This window comes from Streptomyces fuscigenes (assembly GCF_021556455.1).
In the GTDB taxonomy this organism is placed as follows: Bacteria; Actinomycetota; Actinomycetes; order Streptomycetales; family Streptomycetaceae; genus Streptomyces; species Streptomyces fuscigenes.
The window spans coordinates 1-17887 of record NZ_JAKGCV010000078.1 but is presented as its reverse complement, the minus strand read 5'-3'; the positions used below and the strand labels follow the sequence as shown (position 1 = coordinate 17887).

General features: G+C 73.3%; 14 protein-coding genes. 9 read left to right on the top strand and 5 right to left on the bottom strand.

Annotated elements, in window-relative coordinates; genetic code table 11:
* Positions 1 to 161: 161 nt before the first annotated feature.
* A complete protein-coding gene (locus L1885_RS10060; protein WP_235796687.1) occupies positions 162 to 866 on the bottom strand; it encodes a copper homeostasis protein CutC in 705 nt (234 codons plus the stop codon).
* A 192-nt stretch (positions 867 to 1058) separates the two neighbouring features.
* Here L1885_RS10060 and L1885_RS10055 point away from each other — a divergent pair, with 192 nt between their 5' ends.
* The 3 genes from L1885_RS10055 to L1885_RS10045 all read left to right on the top strand — a co-directional run bounded on the left by L1885_RS10055 (position 1059) and on the right by L1885_RS10045 (position 5659).
* On the top strand, positions 1059 to 3341 hold the full coding sequence (locus tag L1885_RS10055) for a heavy metal translocating P-type ATPase (RefSeq protein ID WP_235796686.1): 2283 nt from the start codon (positions 1059 to 1061) through the stop codon (positions 3339 to 3341).
* An 89-nt stretch (positions 3342 to 3430) separates the two neighbouring features.
* Positions 3431 to 4174, top strand: coding sequence for an HD domain-containing protein (locus L1885_RS10050; protein ID WP_235796685.1), 744 nt, complete (start codon positions 3431 to 3433; stop codon positions 4172 to 4174).
* Between the two features lie 243 nt (positions 4175 to 4417).
* Positions 4418 to 5659, top strand: a complete 1242-nt coding sequence (locus L1885_RS10045) for a Cmx/CmrA family chloramphenicol efflux MFS transporter (RefSeq protein WP_235796684.1) — start codon at positions 4418 to 4420, stop codon at positions 5657 to 5659.
* A 181-nt stretch (positions 5660 to 5840) separates the two neighbouring features.
* Here L1885_RS10045 and L1885_RS10040 read toward each other — a convergent pair whose 3' ends face one another.
* Both L1885_RS10040 and L1885_RS10035 read right to left on the bottom strand, forming a co-directional pair.
* The gene (locus L1885_RS10040; RefSeq protein ID WP_235796683.1) at positions 5841 to 6116 is read right to left on the bottom strand and encodes a DUF4031 domain-containing protein; all 276 of its coding nucleotides are present in this window, start codon (positions 6114 to 6116) and stop codon (positions 5841 to 5843) included.
* Entirely contained in the window at positions 6113 to 6478 is a 366-nt protein-coding gene (locus tag L1885_RS10035; protein WP_235796682.1) for a DUF8819 family protein, read from the bottom strand. The genes L1885_RS10040 and L1885_RS10035 overlap by 4 nt, the downstream gene beginning before the upstream one ends.
* Before the next feature lie 136 nt (positions 6479 to 6614).
* Between L1885_RS10035 and L1885_RS10030 the strand changes: the two genes are divergently transcribed.
* The 4 genes from L1885_RS10030 (at position 6615) to L1885_RS10015 (ending at position 11198) form a co-directional block, all read left to right on the top strand.
* Positions 6615 to 7535: a MurR/RpiR family transcriptional regulator gene (locus tag L1885_RS10030; protein WP_235796681.1), complete on the top strand. Its 921-nt coding sequence runs from the start codon at positions 6615 to 6617 to the stop codon at positions 7533 to 7535.
* Between the two features lie 320 nt (positions 7536 to 7855).
* Positions 7856 to 8809 (top strand): N-acetylmuramic acid 6-phosphate etherase, encoded by a 954-nt coding sequence (murQ, locus tag L1885_RS10025; protein ID WP_235796680.1) that lies wholly within the window; start codon positions 7856 to 7858, stop codon positions 8807 to 8809.
* A 42-nt stretch (positions 8810 to 8851) separates the two neighbouring features.
* Positions 8852 to 10438: a PTS transporter subunit EIIC gene (locus L1885_RS10020; RefSeq protein WP_235796679.1), complete on the top strand. Its 1587-nt coding sequence runs from the start codon at positions 8852 to 8854 to the stop codon at positions 10436 to 10438.
* Between the two features lie 220 nt (positions 10439 to 10658).
* Complete coding sequence (locus L1885_RS10015; protein ID WP_235796678.1) at positions 10659 to 11198, top strand: hypothetical protein; 540 nt, start codon at positions 10659 to 10661, stop codon at positions 11196 to 11198.
* Positions 11199 to 11303: 105 nt separating this feature from the next.
* On the opposite strand, the gene L1885_RS10010 is transcribed toward L1885_RS10015, so the two are convergent.
* Entirely contained in the window at positions 11304 to 12227 is a 924-nt protein-coding gene (locus L1885_RS10010; protein ID WP_235796677.1) for an SDR family NAD(P)-dependent oxidoreductase, read from the bottom strand.
* Between the two features lie 1340 nt (positions 12228 to 13567).
* On the opposite strand from L1885_RS10010, the gene L1885_RS10005 reads away from it, so the two are divergent.
* Together L1885_RS10005 and L1885_RS10000 are read left to right on the top strand one after the other, a co-directional pair.
* The gene (locus tag L1885_RS10005) at positions 13568 to 14401 is read left to right on the top strand and encodes an SDR family oxidoreductase (RefSeq protein ID WP_235796676.1); all 834 of its coding nucleotides are present in this window, start codon (positions 13568 to 13570) and stop codon (positions 14399 to 14401) included.
* Between the two features lie 121 nt (positions 14402 to 14522).
* Entirely contained in the window at positions 14523 to 15527 is a 1005-nt protein-coding gene (locus L1885_RS10000; RefSeq protein ID WP_235796675.1) for a LysR family transcriptional regulator, read from the top strand.
* Between the two features lie 371 nt (positions 15528 to 15898).
* On the opposite strand, the gene groL is transcribed toward L1885_RS10000, so the two are convergent.
* Positions 15899 to 17524 (bottom strand): chaperonin GroEL, encoded by a 1626-nt coding sequence (groL, locus tag L1885_RS09995; RefSeq protein ID WP_235796674.1) that lies wholly within the window; start codon positions 17522 to 17524, stop codon positions 15899 to 15901.
* Positions 17525 to 17887 lie beyond the last annotated feature (363 nt).

The window sequence follows — 17887 nt, the reverse complement described above, 5'->3', positions numbered from 1 at the left end:
GCGCGCGGCGCGGAGGCGCGGCCCGACTCCCGCGGCGCGATCAACTCCCCGGCTCGGGGCGCACAGCCCCCGGAGGTGCGAGCCGCCGACGTGCCACCACCGCCACGCCCAGCGGCTCGGCGTCGGCCCGCGTCGGGTGCCGCCGCCCCGTGGTCGCCGGGTCAGGCGTCCAGCGCCCGGCGCCAGCCGGCCACGGCGTCCGCCGAGACGGTGGCCTCCCAGCCGTCGGGGCGGGCCGCGCTGCCGATGTGGAACGCCCGCACGCCCGCCTCGCGCAGCCGCGGCAGATGGTCGAGGCGGAGCCCCCCGCCGACGAGGAGCTGGGCCTCGTAACCGGGCTCGTCGTCGGCCGTGGCATCGGCCTCGGCGAGCAGCGTGGGCAGGCCGTCGTCGACGCCCTGCGGGGAGCCGGCGGTGAGGTAGGTGTCCAGTCCGGGGAGGTCCGCGAGGCTCTTGCGCAGTGCGTCGCGGTCATCCGCGCGGTCGATTGCCCGGTGGAACGTCCAGCGGCACCCGTCCAGCTCGGCGACCAGCCGCTCCACCGTGACCAGGTCCGGGCGCCCGGCGGCGTCGAGGAAGCCGAGCACGAACTCCTGTGCGCCCTCCGCTCGCAGCTCGGCGGCGACCGCCACCAGCCGGTCGACGTCGGCCGGGGTGCCGGCGGCGAAGCCGTCCGTGAGGCGGAGCATCACACGCAGGGGGATGTCGACGGCCGCGCGGATCCGGCCGACGGTCTCCCGCGACGGACTCAACCCGTCCGCCGCCATGTCCGTGACGACCTCCAGACGGTCGGCCCCCCCGTCGCGCGCGGCGACCGCGTCGTCGGCGTCGAGGGCGATCACCTCCAGGACTGCGCGCTCGCTCATGGGATCCCATTTCGACAGGTCTAGTCCAATTATCTCTCCCACTTTACGATCCCGTGCCTGCTCACCGCATCACCGCCCCACCCGCCCCGCCGAACGACTTGCCTCCTATACCCCGAGGGGGTATACCGAGAGATGAGGATGATACCCCTAGGGGGTAGCATCGAATGCGAGCCAAGATCGAGGAGCCACCTCATGACCCTCACCAGGACCACGGAACCCGGCGGTGCGCCGGGCCCGGCTCCCGCCGAGGTCGAGCTGGTCATCGGCGGGATGACCTGCGCCTCCTGTGCGGCACGGGTCGAGAAGAAGCTCAACCGGATGGACGGCGTCGCGGCCACCGTCAACTACGCCACCGAGAAGGCCAAGGTCAGCTACGGCGGTGACCTGAGCGTGCGCGATCTGATCGCCACCGTCGAGGCCACCGGCTACACCGCTCAGGAGCCGTCTCCGCCGGCCCGGGAGCAGAACCCCGACGCGGCCGGGGCCCCGGCCGAGGACGCGGAACAGCGCTCGCTGCGGCAGCGGCTGACCACCGCGGTCGTACTCGCCGTCCCGGTGATCGCGATGGCGATGATTCCCCCTCTCCAGTTCGACAACTGGCAGTGGCTCTCCCTGACGCTCGCGGCACCCGTCGTCGCCTACGCGGGCTGGCCCTTCCACCGCGCCGCCTGGACGAATCTGCGGCACGGCGCCGCCACGATGGACACACTCATCTCCGTCGGTACGCTCGCCGCCTTCCTCTGGTCGCTGTGGGCGCTGTTCTTCGGCACGGCCGGAGCGGCCGGCATGCGCGACACCTTCGAGCTGACGATCAGCCACTCCGACGGGTCGGGGAACATCTACCTCGAAGCCGCCGCGGGTGTCACCGCCTTCATCCTGGCCGGGCGCTACTTCGAGGCCCGCGCCAAGCGCCGGGCGGGTGCCGCCCTGCGCGCCCTGCTCGAACTGGGCGCCAAGGAGGTCACGCTCGTGCGTGCGGGCCGCGAGGTGACCGTGCCGACCGCGCAACTGCGCGTCGGCGACCGGTTCCTCGTCCGTCCGGGCGAGAAGATCGCCACGGACGGGACCGTCGTCGAGGGCTCCTCCGCCGTGGACGCGTCGATGCTGACCGGCGAATCCGTGCCCGTCGAAGTCGCGGTCGGCGACACCGTGACCGGAGCGGCGCTCAACGCCGGCGGCCGCCTCGTGGTGGAGGCGACGCGGGTCGGATCCGACACGCAGCTGGCCCGTATGGCACGCATGGTCGAGGACGCCCAGAACGGCAAGGCCGCGGCGCAGCGTCTCGCGGACCGTATCTCCGCCGTCTTCGTGCCCGTGGTCATCGCGCTCGCGTTGGCCACGCTCGGCGCCTGGCTCGTGGCCGGCGGCGGCCTCACCGCCGCGTTCACCGCGGCCGTTGCCGTGCTGATCATCGCCTGCCCCTGTGCCCTCGGGCTCGCCACTCCGACCGCCCTTCTCGTCGGCACCGGCCGAGGTGCCCAGCTCGGCATCCTCATCAAGGGACCCGAGGTACTGGAGACGACGCGGCGGGTCGACACCGTCGTCCTCGACAAGACCGGCACGGTGACCACCGGCCGGATGGAACTCCAGGACGTGCATCTCGCGGGCGGTGTCGCGCAGGAGGACGTGCTGCGGTTCGCGGGCGCTCTCGAGCACGCCTCGGAGCACCCCGTCGCCCGCGCCGTCGCGGCGGGCGCCGCGCGGCGGCTCGGCGACGCGCTCCCCGCGCCCGAGGACTTCGCCAACGTGCCCGGTCTGGGTGTCCAGGGCGTCGTGGCGGGCCACGCCGTCCTCGCCGGGCGGCCGAAGCTCCTGGCCCAGTGGGAGATCCACCTCCCCGCCGGCCTGGAGGAGGCCCGGCAGCGCGCCGAGGCCGCCGGCCGCACGACGGTGGCCGTCGCCTGGGACGGCGAGGCGAGGGCCGTCCTCGACGTCGCGGACGGGATCAAGGACACCAGCGCCGAGGCCGTGCGCCGGCTGCGCGCGCTCGGTCTGCGCCCCGTCCTGCTGACGGGCGACAACCAGGCCGTGGCCAAGAGCGTCGCCGACGAGATCGGCGTGGACGAAGTGATCTCCGAGGTGCTGCCCGAGGACAAGCTGGACGTGGTCAAGCGGCTCCAGGCCGAGGGCCGGTCCGTCGCGATGGTGGGAGACGGCGTCAACGACGCCGCCGCGCTCGCGCAGGCCGATCTGGGCCTCGCCATGGGAACGGGCACGGACGCCGCGATCGAGGCCGGCGACCTGACCCTCGTACGGGGCGACCTGCGGGCCGCGGCCGACGCGATCAGGCTGGCGCGGCGCACGCTCGCCACCATCCGCGGGAATCTCGTGTGGGCCTTCGGATACAACGTGGCCGCGCTGCCGCTCGCCGCGGCCGGACTGCTCAATCCGATGATCGCGGGTGCGGCCATGGCCTTCTCGTCCGTCTTCGTCGTCGGGAACTCCCTGCGGCTGAGGCGCTTCAAGGGGCTGTGACAGGTCTGGTTCGTCATGCCGGAACCGTAGGCGCGGCCGGCTGAGCCGCGTCGCGCGTTGTCCACAGGGCCGAACGTATCGTCGTACCCATGGCCGACCCTGTGGATGAATCGAAGCCGGACGCTCCCCGGCACGGCGCCGCCGCCGCTCCCGCCTCCGACGTGTCCGTGCCCGCGTCCGTGCCGCCGCCCGCGTCCGAGGAGGCGGAGCTGCGGGAGCGCTTCGCCGCCGCCCTCGGCGCGGCGGGCGCCCCCGGCGCGGACCCCTGTCCGTACGCCGACGCCCTGCTGGCGCGGTGGGCGGAGCCGCAGCGCCGCTACCACACGACCGAGCACCTCGTCGCCGTGCTCGACCGCATCGACACCCTCGAGGACCACGCGGCAGACGCCGCCCTGGTGCGGCTCGCGGCCTGGTTCCACGACGCCGTGTACCGGCCGGACCGCAGCGAGAACGAGGAGCGCTCGGCCCGGCTCGCCGAGCGCGCGCTGACCGAGGCGGGTCTCGGCGCGGAAGGCGTCGCCGAGGTCGCCAGGCTGGTCCGGCTCACCACCACGCACGATCCCGCCCCCGAGGACACGAACGGCGCCGTCCTGTGCGACGCGGACCTCGCGATCCTCGCCTCGCCCCCTCCGGTGTACGCGCAGTACGCGGCCCGGGTCCGCGAGGAGTACGGCTTCGTGCCCGACGACGCCTTCCGGGCCGGGCGCGGCGACGTGCTGCGCCAACTCCTCGATCTGCCGCGGCTCTTCCGTACCCCGCACGGCGAGGGGGAGTGGGAGGAGCACGCGCGCCGCAATCTCGCCACGGAACTGCGCCTGCTCGAAGCCGGCTAGAACAAGCGGCTGGAACAAACGGCTGGAACAAACGGAACTGCGCCTGCTTGAGGCCTCCTGGCACAGAGGGCCGGGCTCGCCGGGGCCGCGACCGGCGGACCGACCGGGGCGCGCGCCGGGGCCCCCGGCCGCCCGGCCGCTCGCGCACGGGGCACGGGATGAAGGGGACGACTCGGGGGAATGCCCCGAAGCCGCGACGCCGTTGGCACTGACATGCCTCAGACAACGGGTCGACGTGACCGCATGCCGCTCGCCGTCTACATCCTGGGACTGTCCGTCTTCGCCCTCGGCACCAGCGAGTTCATGCTGTCCGGGCTGCTGCCGCCGATCGCCCGCGACATGGACGTCTCCATCCCCACCGCGGGTCTGCTGATCTCCGCCTTCGCGATCGGCATGGTGGTGGGCGCGCCGCTGCTCGCCGTGGTCACCCTGCGGATGCCGCGGCGCGCCACGCTCATAGCCCTGATCTCGGTGTTCGGGCTGGGACAGATAGCGGGCGCGCTCGCTCCCTCCTACGGCGTGCTGTTCGCCTCGCGCGTCGTCAGCGCCCTGGCGTGCGCAGGGTTCTGGGCCGTCGGCGCCAGTGTCGCGGTCGCGATGGTGCCGGTGACGGCCCGCGCCCGGGCGATGGCGGTGATGATCGGCGGCCTGTCCATAGCGAACGTGCTGGGCGTGCCCGCCGGTGCCTTCCTCGGCGAGAACCTCGGCTGGCGCTCCGCCTTCTGGGCGGTGGGGGCGGCCTCGGCGATCGCCCTCGCCGGCGTCGTCACGTTGATCCGCCGGATCCCGGCACCCGAGCGGGCGCCCGAGCTGCGGCGCGAACTCTCGGTCTACGGCGACCGCCAGGTCTGGCTGGCCGTCGCGATCACGGCGCTGGCCGGCGGCGCGGTGTTCTGCACGTTCTCCTACATGGCTCCGCTGCTCACGGACGTCTCCGGGCTGCCGGACGGCTGGGTTCCGGCGGTGCTCGCGCTGTTCGGCGTCGGCGCGCTGGCCGGCACGACCGTCGGCGGACGGTACGCGGACGCGCACCTCTTCGGCGTGCAGCTGAGCGGCATCGCCGGCTCGACCGTGCTGCTGGGCGTGCTGGCGCTGACGGCGTCCCACGCGGTGGCCGCGATCGTGCTGACCTTCCTGCTGGGCTTCTCCGCCTTCTACACGGCGCCCGCCCTCAACGCCCGCATGTTCGAGGTCGCCTCCGCCGCGCCCACCCTGGCCGCCGCCACCGCCACGTCGTCCTTCAATGCGGGGAACACGGCGGGTCCCTGGCTGGGCGGCCGGGTCATCGACGCGGGCTTCGGCTTCGCGTCCACGGCCTGGGCCGGCGCGGCCATGGCGGTCGTCGCGCTCGCGCTGTGCGCGGTGGCGAAGCGGCTGCACGCCTCGCGGGATCCGCGCCGATCGCGGCTCGTGGCCGCGTCCGTCCCCGGGCAGCGCACCGGGAAGGAAGAGGGGATAGGGGCCGCACGGGTTCTGGAGCCGTAGGCCCGCGCGTCCTGTCGGGCGGGGACGACCGCACCCCGTCCGGTACCCGACCCCCCGTCGCCGAACTCCGGGGCCTGGCCGCGGGCCGTCGGCGTGCCCGGCGCGGGGCCCTCGCCGGCGCCTGCCGCCGGGGCCCGGCCACAGACCGTCAGTTCGCGCCCCGCCCGTTTCCCAGGAGGCGTCAGGCGGCGGGACCGGAACGGCCCTTGGGTCTGCGCAGACCGGCCTCGGTGATCCGGCGCACGAGTTCCTTGGAGCCGATCTCCACCGCCCCCGCACGCACCGCGTCCGGATAGAGGTGGGACGGCAGGTCGTAGTGGTCGCGTTCGAACGCGCGGGGCGGGCAGCCGAGCCGCTCCGCGAAGGCGTGCAGCTCGGCGAAGGAAGCATCGCTGACCAGGTGCGACCACATGCGCCCGTGACCGGGCCAGGTCGGCGGGTCGACGTAGACCGTCACCGGCGCACGCCCAGCTCGCCGACACGCGAGACGACGACGCCGGCCTTGGCGCAGACCCAGTGCGGGTCGGGGCCGAGTTCGGGCTCCACGTCCAGCGCGTGCGGATCGTCGGGGCCGCAGACGGGACACAGGGGCCACCGCCCGTACTGCTCCAGCACCGCGTCCTGCACGTCCTGGGCGACCAGCCCGGCGACGAACGGCATGCCGTCCGGCCACTGGTCCACCCACCACCTGCGGTGCGCCACCGCCTCCTCGACCAGCGAGACGGTCTCCGGGGCCACCACGTCGCCGGCCGCCAGGTCCGCCATGATCAGGGCGCGCGCCGCGTGCAGCGCCTGTTCCAACGCGTTCACCTCGTCCATCCCGCCATTGTCACCCGACCGGCCGGTTCCCTCCGGGTCGCACACCTCAGCGGTATCCGCCGCACACCTCAGCGATATCCACAGGGGCGGGAAGAGGGGGTTGACGACCCGGACGGCTCGAAAATATCTTTCAATCGTGACCAGTGACCTGAAGGAAATTTTCAGCGGTGACACCCCGCCCGCACCGGCGGCCCTCGCCGCCAAGGTGCGTACGCTCGCGCCCTCCATGACCCGCTCCATGCAGCTGGTCGCGGAGGCCGTCGCGGGCGACCCGGCGGGCTGCGCCGCCCTGACGGTCACCGGCCTCGCCGAGCTCACCGGCACCAGCGAGGCCACCGTCGTACGCACCTCCCGGCTCCTCGGCTATCCCGGATACCGGGACCTGCGGCTCGCCCTCGCGGGCCTCGCGGCCCAGCAGCAGTCGGGCCGCTCCCCCGCGGTAACGGCCGACATAGCGGTCGACGACTCGATCGCGGACGTCGTCGCGAAGCTCGCCTACGACGAGCAGCAGACGCTCGCGGACACCGCCGCCTCCCTGGACACGACGCAGCTGGGCGCGGTCGTCTCCGCCGCCGTGGGCGCCCGCAGGATCGACATCTACGGGGTCGGCGCGTCGTCCCTGGTCGGCATGGATCTCGCCCAGAAGCTGCTGCGCATCGGCCTCATCGCGCACGCGCACACCGACCCCCACCTCGCGGTGACCAACGCGGTGCAGCTGCGCTCCGGCGACGTCGCCATAGCGATCACCCATTCGGGCTCGACCGGCGACGTCATAGAGCCGCTGAGGGTCGCCTTCGACCGCGGTGCCACGACGGTCGCGATCACCGGCCGTCCCGACAGCCCGGTGACGCAGTACGCCGATCACGTGCTGACGACGTCCACCGCACGGGAGAGCGAGCTGCGCCCGGCGGCCATGTCCAGCCGCACGAGCCAGCTCCTCGTGGTGGACTGCCTCTTCATAGGGGTCGCGCAGCGGACGTACGAGACGGCGGCGCCCGCGCTGTCCGCGTCGTACGAGGCCCTGGCCCACCGGCACAGCCCGCGGGGCGCCCGCTGACGCCCCTGGGAACGCGCCGCTGAGCCGCCGGCGCCCCACCGTTGCCCGACCGCCCCTCCGAGCCGCCGCACGCGACCCCGCCCGACCACCGTCCGCCCCTCTCCACGGGCCCGCGCACCGGGCTCCCGCCGACCGCCCCATCGACCCCGACGACCGAGCCCGAGGCCCCGCCGCCGACGGCCGCCCCGTCCGCGCCGCTCCCCCGTCCGGCCGCCGACCGGGCCGGTGACGCCTGTGGCGTACCCGCACTCCGACGGCATCCCCTCGTGCCCCGCCCCCACTCCGACGCTCCTCCGCGCCCTCAGAAAGAGCCGCACCAGATGACCTCAACCCCGGCGCCCGCGCCCTACGGCGACCTCCGCGCGCAGCTCGAGACCCTGACCACCGAGGCGTTCCGCGCCGATCTCGCCGAGATCGACCGGCTGCCCACGGCGGAGATCGCCCGCCTCATGAACGGCGAGGACGCCACCGTTCCCACGGCCGTCGCCGACCAGCTCCCGCGCATCGCGGAGGCCATCGACGCCGTCGCGGAGCGCATGGGGCGCGGTGGACGGCTCATCTACGCGGGCGCGGGGACCGCGGGCCGCCTGGGTGTGCTCGACGCGAGCGAGTGCCCGCCGACGTTCAACACGGACCCCGGCGACGTGGTCGGGCTGATCGCCGGCGGCCCCAGCGCGATGGTGACCTCGGTGGAGGGCGCGGAGGACTCCGGTGAGCTGGCCGCGGCGGACCTCGGCGCGCTGGGCGTCGGCCCGGACGACGCGGTGGTGGGCGTCTCGGCGTCCGGCAGGACGCCGTACGCGATCGGCGCGGTCGAGCACGCGCGCTCCCTCGGGGCCCTCACCGTCGGGCTGTCGTGCAACGCGGACAGCGCGCTGGCGGCGGCGGCCGACCACGGCATCGAGGTCGTCGTCGGCGCCGAGCTGATCACGGGCTCCACCCGGCTCAAGGCGGGCACGGCGCAGAAGCTCGTACTCAACATGATCTCGACGATCACGATGATCCGGCTCGGCAAGACCTACGGGAACCTCATGGTCGACGTCCGGGCGTCCAACGAGAAGCTGCGCGCCCGCTCCCGCCGCATCGTGGCGCTGGCCACCGGCGCCTCCGACGACGAGATCGAGGCCGCGCTCGCCGCCACCGACGGGGAGGTGAAGAACGCGATCCTCACCATCCTCGGTGGCGTGGACGGCCCGACGGCCGCCGCCCTCCTGGCCCAGTCGCACGGACATCTCCGCGCGGCGCTCCAGTCCTCCCGGCCCGTCACGGGGTGATCTGTACCTCCCGACCCTCTCGCACAGCAAGGCACCAGGCACATGGCAACAGACAAGAACCGCGCGACGGCGGAGGCCATCCTCCCGCTGGTCGGCGGCGCCGCGAACGTCACATCCGTCGCCCACTGCATGACCCGGCTCAGACTCGGCCTGCACGACAGGTCGCTCGTCCAGGACGAAGCGCTGAAGGCGCTGCCCGCCGTCCTCGGCGTGGTCGATGACGACACGTACCAGATCGTCCTCGGCCCCGGCGCGGTCGCGCGGGTCACGCCCGAGTTCGAGGCGCTGGTCGCCGAGGGCGCGTCCGCCCCCGGACAGCCGGCCGCCGCCCCCGCCTCCCCGGCCTCGGCCGCACCAGGTGAGGCGCCGGCAGCGGCCGGGGCCGCGGGCGGTGGATCCCGCAGCGCCGAGGAACTGGCGGCGCAGGGAGCGGAGATGCGCGCGGCCAGGAAGGCGAAGAACGCGACCCCGGTCAAGCTGTTCCTGCGCCGCGTGGCGAACATCTTCGTTCCACTGATCCCGGCCCTGATCGGCTGCGGCATCATCGCGGGCCTCAACGGCCTGCTGACCAACCTCCACTGGCTGCCGTCGATCGTGCCCGCGCTGGCCGCGCTGTCGTCCGGCTTCATGTCGCTGATCGCGGTGTTCGTCGGCTACAACACGGCGAAGGAGTTCGGCGGCACACCGATCCTGGGCGGTGCGGTCGCCGCGATCACCGTCTTCCCCGGGGTCACGGCGGTCGACGCGTTCGGCCAGAAGCTGGCCGCGGGACAGGGCGGTGTCCTCGGCGCCCTGGGGGCGGCACTGCTGGCCGTCGGCGTCGAGAAGTGGTGCCGCAGGTGGGTGCCCGAGGCACTGGACGTGCTGGTCACGCCCACGCTGACGGTGCTGGTGGCCGGCCTGGTGACGCTCTTCGGCCTGATGTTCGTGGCCGGCGAGGTGGCCACCGGGATCGGCGACTTCGCCACCTGGCTGCTGGCCCACGGCGGCGCGGGAGCGGGCTTCGTCCTCGGCGGCCTGTTCCTGCCGCTGGTCATGCTGGGCCTGCACCAGGCCCTGATCCCCATCCACACCACGCTGATCCAACAACAGGGCTACACGGTGCTGCTGCCCATCCTGGCGATGGCCGGCGCGGGCCAGGTCGGCGCGGCCATGGCGGTCTACCTCAGGCTGCCTCGCAACGCGTCCGTCCGCCGGACGATCCGCTCGGCGCTGCCCGCGGGCTTCCTGGGCGTCGGCGAGCCGCTGATCTACGGTGTCTCGCTGCCGCTCGGACGGCCGTTCGTCACCGCGTGCGTGGGCGGGGCCTTCGGCGGCGGCTTCGTCGGGCTGTTCAACCAGCTGGGCGACGCGGTCGGCTCGACGGCGATCGGCCCTTCCGGCTGGGCGCTGTTCCCGCTGCTCTCCGGCAACAGGGGCCTCGGCGTCATGGTCTGCGTGTACGCGGCCGGGCTGGTCGTCGGCTACCTGGTCGGTTTCGTCGCCACGTACTACTTCGGCTTCACCAAGACGATGCTGCGGGATCTCAACGCGGATCCGGAGACGGCCGCGGCGCGACCGGGACCGGTTGCCGGCACGGCGGAAGAACCCGTTGCCGTGGCGTCCCAGCCGGTGCTACCAAGCAGCTGACGAAGAACCAAGAACGAAGAACGAAGAAAATCGTCCACGGGGGGACTTGAACATGACGACGAACAACCCACCGCAAGCGGCCCGGCCGGAAGCGGCGGACGCCCACCCGTCCGCCGCACCGTCCCGGACCGCGGAACGGTCCGCCGCGCCCGCCGCGACAGCGGTTCCCGGGGCTCCGCATCCTGCGGAACTCCGGGGGCGCGCGGCGGGGATCGGCATCATGGCGTTCTTCGCCCTCGGCTGGACGTCGCTGGGCACCACCGGCATGCCGGCGGCGGTCGCGAGGACGGTGTTCGCCGCGGGTGTGGTGCTGACACTGGGCTTCTTCGCCCTCGCCGTACGGATGCACCGTTCCGCGGCCCGGCTGGACGCGCCGGCCGACGACCCCCTCTCCCGGGACGACCGGCGCAGGGCGGGCCGTCGATTCGGCCTCGTGCTGTCCCTGGAGTGGGGCGGCTGCGCCGTGATCGCCGTCGTGCTCGGCGTCACCGGACACACGCAGGCGCTGCCGGCCCTCATCGCACTGGTCGTCGGCCTGCACTTCCTGCCGCTCGCCGCCGTCTTCCAGGTGCCGGGCTACCGCGTCACGGGCGTCCTGATCTGTGCGTCGGCGGTGGCCGGGGCCCTGACCGCCGAGTTGGGCTCGGCCGCCTCCCTGTGGGCCGTCATACCCGGCCTCGGCTCGGCGGTGACGCTGTACGGCACGGGGGCGTACCTGTTCCGTACGGCCCCGGCCGTGCCACCGGCCGGAGACCACTGAGCACGGGCCTGTGCCGGAGCCGGTGCCGAAGCCGGTGCGGGCATCGACGGAAGGCTCGTCGCTGTCGCTTCGCGGCGCCGCGCCGCGCCTTCACGCCCGAAGGCGTCAGCGGAGGATCGCGCTCGCCATGTCCCACAGCCGCTCGGCGTTCGAGGGGTCGAGGGCGTACTGCGCCACCGCCGTCTTCCCGAAGCCCTCCGGCCGGGACGTCACGCGCGGGGACTCGTTGACGTCCTCGAAGTAGCGGCCTCCCACGCCGTCGACCAGCGGTGATCCGGCGAGGAACACGGAGGTGGCCGCGCCCTGCTCGACCGTTTTGCGGTACGGCTCGGGTGTCCTCAGACCACCGGTGTGGCGCTGGAGGTTGGTGGCGATGGCACCGGGGTGCAGGGCGTTGGCCCGGATGCCCTCGGCCGACCACCGGCGGTCGGCCTCGACGGCGAGGAGGACACCGGCGGTCTTGGACTGGGCGTAGGCACTGAGGGCGTCGTACGGGCGGAAGCGGTAGTCCATGTCGTCGAAGACGACGGGCGAGAAGAGATGCCCGTTCGACGACACGCTCACCACGCGGGCGCCTCCGGCCTCGGCGAGCGCCCGGTGCAGACCCAGTGTGAGGGCGAAGTGGCCGAGGTAGTTGGTCGCGAACTGCTGCTCGTGGCCATGGCTGCCGCGCTCGAGTTCCGGCAGCGCCATGATTCCCGCGTTGTTGACCAGGATGTGCAGGGGTCCCTTCCAGGAGGCGCAGAACGCGTCCACCGTGTCCAGGTCGGCCACGTCCACGCGGGCGGTGCTGATCGCGTCGTTGCCGGTCTTCCGGCGCAGGTCGGCGGCGATCCGGTCGCCGGCGTCGGGCCGCCGGACGGCGAGGGTGACGTCCGCGCCGGCGGCGGCGAGCGCCCGCGCCGTCTCCACGCCGATGCCGGAGGTGGCTCCGGTGACGACGGCGCGTCGGCCGGACAGATCGACACCGCGCATCACGTCGGACGCCGTCGCGTGCCGGTCGAAGGGACTCTGAAAGAGCTCGTACATGGGGTTCCTCTGCAAGGTTCAGGGACGAGACCGACCGGCGGACGGCGGCTCGCACAGGACTCGGTCGGGCTCGGTCGGAGCCCCGGGGTTCGCTCGGGGCTCGCTCGGGGCTCGGTCGGGAGGGAAGGGAAAGGAAGGTGAAGTGAGGAGGGCTGCCGCAAGGACTGGAGCGGTCGCGCGCCCCGGCCGGCCCGTTGCCGGGTGCCGGGGTGCACCGCGTCGCGCACCGGGCATCGGGCGCTCCGCCGGACACGTGCGGTGCCGCAACGACGGTGGCGCCGGAAACCGGACGTCCACGTCCACCGGGTGCCCCGGCATGCCCCGGCGCGGTCGTTCCGTCGTTGCCCCGCCTCTCCGTCTCTCCGTCGTTGCCCCGCCTCCTTCGTGCGTGGCATGCCCACTGTGCGGCCAGGGCGACCCGAAGCCCAGACCCTCCTGACACCGGTAGGGGCAGGGACACCCTGAGCCGCGACGCGCGAGGCCTTGCGTGCGGTCATCGACGGTTTCGGTGAGGACGGTTCCGGCGCGGAGGAGGGATCAGCCGCGCAACGCCTCGCCGAGCTCGCGCATGATCTCGCCCACTCGTCCGCCGCCGGGCGGGGCGGCCGGCAGCCGGCGGAGCACTTCGGTGACGGCTGACGGTGCGTTGCCCGCCACCCAGGCAGCGGTGGGCGCCCTGGAGCCTTCCCCCTGACCGCCTTCCCTCCGACCGGAGTCCAGCTCCTCGGCCCGGGCCGCGTGTGCTGCCGCACCGAGAACGTGCCTCACCTGGCGCGCCTGAGCCAGCGGATGCAGGAACGCCGAGGCGGTCGCGTGGGCTCGCGGCTCGCGCCGCCTCGACCGCGGCGAGTTCCGCCGCGGTCCGGCCTCCGGCCGCCGGTTCTGGCTCACCCCTTGATCCTGCCGCAGCCCGCGGGGCGGGTGCAGATCGCGCAAGACCGACCCCGACCGCAAGAGGACGCAAGCGGGCGCAAGCCGGCGCAAGCCGGAGTGGTCATCCTACGAGGCATGCTGCTTCCGCATACCTGTAATGCCAAAGCATCGCTTGTGCGCATGGCTGCGCGGCGCGATGGTGGGAGGAGCTTCCCGAGGGCGCGCAGCGGCCGCAGCGCCCCGGCCACGCCGAGCGGCTCGCCCGCCCCGGCCACGCCGGGTGTCCCGCGTACGGCCGCCGACGCTCGGCGGCAGTACCTCGGCGATGCGCATGCCACGCCGTGAGGGCCCGCCCTCCGCTACCGATCCCACCAACCCCACCGACTCCACCGCTACCTCGCCGACACCAGACAGACCACTGACCCCCTCCGCACCACCAACCCCTGCGACACCAACAGGAGACAACCATGGCCACCTGGCTCATCACCGGAGCGTCACGCGGCCTCGGTCGCGAGATCGCCGAACAGGCCCTCGCCCGCGGGGACACCGTCGCCGCCACGCTCCGCAGGCCCGAGCAACTCGACGACCTGGCGGACACATACGGCGACCGGCTCTGGCGCGAACGCCTCGACGTAAGGGACAGCGCCCGGACCGAGGCCGTCCTGGCACGTGCCTTCGCGGCGCACGAACGCATCGACGTGGTCGTCTCCAACGCCGGCTTCGGCGTGTTCGGCGCGGCCGAGGATCTCACCGACGAGCAGGTCGAGTCGGCGATCGCCACGAACCTGACGGGTTCGATCCAGCTCGCCCGCCGTGCCGTACCGCACCTGCGGGCGCAGGGAGGCGGGGTGTTCGTGCAGCTCTCGAGCATGGGCGGCCACATCACCTTCCCCGGTTTCGCCATCTACCACGCCACGAAGTGGGGGCTGGAGGGGTACTTCGAGACGCTGGCGGCCGAGGTCGCGCCGTTCGGGATCCGGACCGTGCTCGTGGAGCCCGGGATGGTGCGGACGAGCTTCTACGACGCGGCCGAGCGCGTGCCCCTCAGCGGGCCCTACCTCGGCGGCCCGGCGGACTCGCCCGCGCCCAGGGTGGAGGACATGGTCGGCAGCCGGTCCGGGGTCGCGCACGCCACCATCGAGGCGGCACTGTCCGAGGACCCGCCGCTGCGGCTGCTGTTGAACTCGGACGCGTACGAGGCGGTCACCTCCACCGTGCGCGAGCGCCTGGCCTCGTTGGAGCGGCAGCGCGACACCGCCTACGCCGCCGATGCCGAGTACCCGGCTCCCGACGTCGTCTGAGGGACCGCACCTGAACGTCGGCGTCCCAGGGCCGCCCGTCTCGGCCGGCGCGGCGGGGGTGCGGGACCGCCGGCCGCAGGCTTGCTTTGCCGGTCCGCGGCCGGCGCATATCGTCGGGGCCATGCCGGAACTGACGCTGACGGGCCTGCGCGTCACGCTCGAAGTGGCCCAGCACGGGTCGTTCACCGCCGCTGCCGACGCTCTCGGCTACACGCAGTCCGCGGTGTCGCGGCAAGTGCTTGCGATGGAAGCGGCCGTGGGCGCCCCGTTGTTCGAACGGCACGCCCGAGGGGTGCGGCCGACACGCTCCGGCGAGGCGCTGCTGCGCCACGCGCGCCAGATGCTCACGCACGTCGAGGCGGCGGAACTGGAGATCGCGGGACTGCGTGACCGGCTCGCCGGCCGCCTCGCCGTCGGCGCGTACCCCACCGCGGCCGCCGCGCTGCTGCCCCGGGCGATCGGGCGTCTGCGCCGGGCACATCCGGCGCTCGCCGTGAGCCTTTGGGAGGCGGCCAGCCCCGCCCAGCTGCGCAGGCTGCGCGCCGGGCGGATCGAGATGGCTGTGGTGGCGGTCGGTGACGGGCTGCCCGACTACGACCTGACCGGGCTGCGCGTCGAGGTCGTACGCGGGGGACGCGGCCTCGGCGTCGCCGTGAGCGAGGAGCACCCGCTGGCCGCGCGGGACGAGGTGCACGTCGACGACCTGGCGCGGGAGGAGTGGATCGTGGGCGCGGGCGGTGCAGGCGAGCCGCAGTTCGGGGCCTGGCCGACCCTGGATTCCCCGCGCGTCGTCCACGAGGCGCGTGCCTGGCCGACCCGGCTGGGCCTCGTCGCCGCCGGGCTCGGCGTCTGCGTCCTGCCCGCTCTGGCCGCCGCCACGGTGCCCCGGGGCGTGAAGTGGCTGCGCGTCGAGGATCCCGCGCTCGTCCTCGGACGGGAGACCGTGATGGTCACGGCCGCGGACGCGTCCCCCGCCGCCGGAGCCCTGCTCCAGGCCGTACGGGACGAAGCCGCCGCCGACCCGCTGCGGGACACCGCCGATCCCTCGCCCGGCATCCCGCCGCCCGGCACCCCGCCGCCCGGCGCCGCCCCCGGCCCCGTAGGGGACGGCGCACCGCCCACGTGAGGCGCACGGCCCGCGGAGCAAGCGCAAGCGCCCGTCCCCGGGCGCCTCGTGGCAGGCGCGGCCACGTGACACGCACCACCCCCCGCGCCAACGCACACCCCGCGCACCATCCGCCCCGCAAGCGAGTCCCCCGCACGCACGCCCCCACCGGACGCGCGCGCCTCACGCACCACCCACCGGACGCCCGCCTCGCACACACCATCCACGGACGCCCGCCTCGCAGGCACCAGCCGCCGGACGCCCACCACCCAGCCGACCTGTTCAGGCCGTCCCGGCCCTCACGTGGCCGGAAACGCCCGAGGGCGGCACCCCCTGGGAGTAGGGGTGCCGCCCTCGGATCCGAACCGGATTTCCGAACCTCGGGAAGAGGATCAGAAGTCCATGTCACCGCCCGGCATGCCACCCGGGGCGCCCGCGGGGGCGGCCTTCTCGGGCTTGTCGGCGATGACGGCCTCGGTGGTGAGGAACAGCGCCGCGATGGAGGCGGCGTTCTGCAGAGCGGAACGCGTCACCTTCGCGGGGTCGAGGATGCCCTCGGCGATCATGTCGACGTACTCGCCGGTGGCGGCGTTCAGACCGTGGCCGACGGCCAGGTTGCGCACCTTCTCCACCACGACGCCGCCTTCGAGACCACCGTTGACGGCGATCTGCTTCAGCGGGGCCTCCAGCGCGAGCTTGACGGCCTGCGCGCCGGTCGCCTCGTCACCCGAGAGCTCCAGCTTCTCGAAGACCGAGGACGCCTGCAGCAGGGCCACGCCACCACCGGCGACGATGCCCTCCTCGACGGCGGCCTTGGCGTTGCGCACCGCGTCCTCGATGCGGTGCTTGCGCTCCTTGAGCTCGACCTCGGTGGCGGCACCGGCCTTGATGACGGCCACGCCGCCGGCCAGCTTCGCCAGGCGCTCCTGGAGCTTCTCGCGGTCGTAGTCCGAGTCGCTGTTCTCGATCTCGGCACGGATCTGGTTCACACGGCCCTGGACCTGGTCGCTGTCACCGGCGCCGTCCACGATCGTGGTCTCGTCCTTGGTGATGACGACCTTGCGGGCGCGGCCGAGCAGGTCGAGGCCCGCGTTCTCGAGCTTGAGGCCGACCTCCTCGGAGATGACCGTGCCGCCCGTGAGGATGGCGATGTCGCCGAGCATGGCCTTGCGGCGGTCGCCGAAGCCCGGAGCCTTGACGGCGACGGACTTGAAGGTGCCGCGGATCTTGTTGACGACCAGGGTCGACAGGGCCTCGCCCTCGACGTCCTCGGCGATGATCAGCAGCGGCTTGCCCGACTGCATGACCTTCTCCAGCAGCGGGAGGAGGTCCTTCACGCTGCCGATCTTGGAGTTGACGATGAGGATGTACGGGTCGTCCAGGGACGACTCCATGCGCTCCATGTCGGTGGCGAAGTACGCCGAGATGTAGCCCTTGTCGAAGCGCATGCCCTCGGTGAGCTCGAGCTCCAGACCGAAGGTCTGCGACTCCTCGACGGTGATGACGCCTTCCTTGCCGACCTTGTCCATCGCCTCGGCGATGAGCTCGCCGATCTGGGTGTCGGCGGCGGAGATGGAGGCGGTGGAGGCGATCTGCTCCTTCGTCTCCACGTCCTTGGCCTGCTCGAGCAGGGCGCCGGAGACGGCCTCGACGGCCTTCTCGATGCCGCGCTTGAGGGCCATCGGGTTGGCGCCGGCCGCCACGTTGCGCAGGCCCTCGCGGACCAGCGCCTGGGCGAGAACGGTCGCGGTGGTCGTACCGTCGCCGGCGACGTCGTCCGTCTTCTTGGCGACTTCCTTGACCAGCTCGGCGCCGATCTTCTCGTACGGGTCCTCGAGCTCGATCTCCTTGGCGATGGAGACACCATCGTTGGTGATCGTGGGCGCGCCCCACTTCTTCTCAAGGACGACGTTGCGACCCTTGGGGCCAAGGGTGACCTTGACGGCGTCGGCGAGCTGGTTCATCCCGCGCTCCAGGCCGCGCCGTGCCTCCTCGTCGAACGCGATGATCTTGGCCATGTGAAGTGGTCCTCCCGGACTGGGGTGGATTGCTCCGGACCGCGCCCGTGCCCGCGACGGACGGCCAGTGCGCTGCCCGTTCCTTCCGGACTAGCGCCACGGGCCTCACTGACCCGGTCCAAGTTGTCACTCTCACTCGTAGAGTGCTAACGCCAATGATTAGCACTCGACCCACCCGAGTGCAAGCCGCTTCGAGTGTCCGGACACCGTGCCGTGATCGCCCGCGCGGCGTCCGGGCGCCTCCGCCGGCCGGCCGCCGCCGCGTGTACGCGCGGGCGTGGGCGCCCGTTCGCCTCCCGTACGCCCGCGCCTTACGGGACGGCCGTTCGCTCCGCGCGTACGCCCGCACCGCCCGGGCGCCGG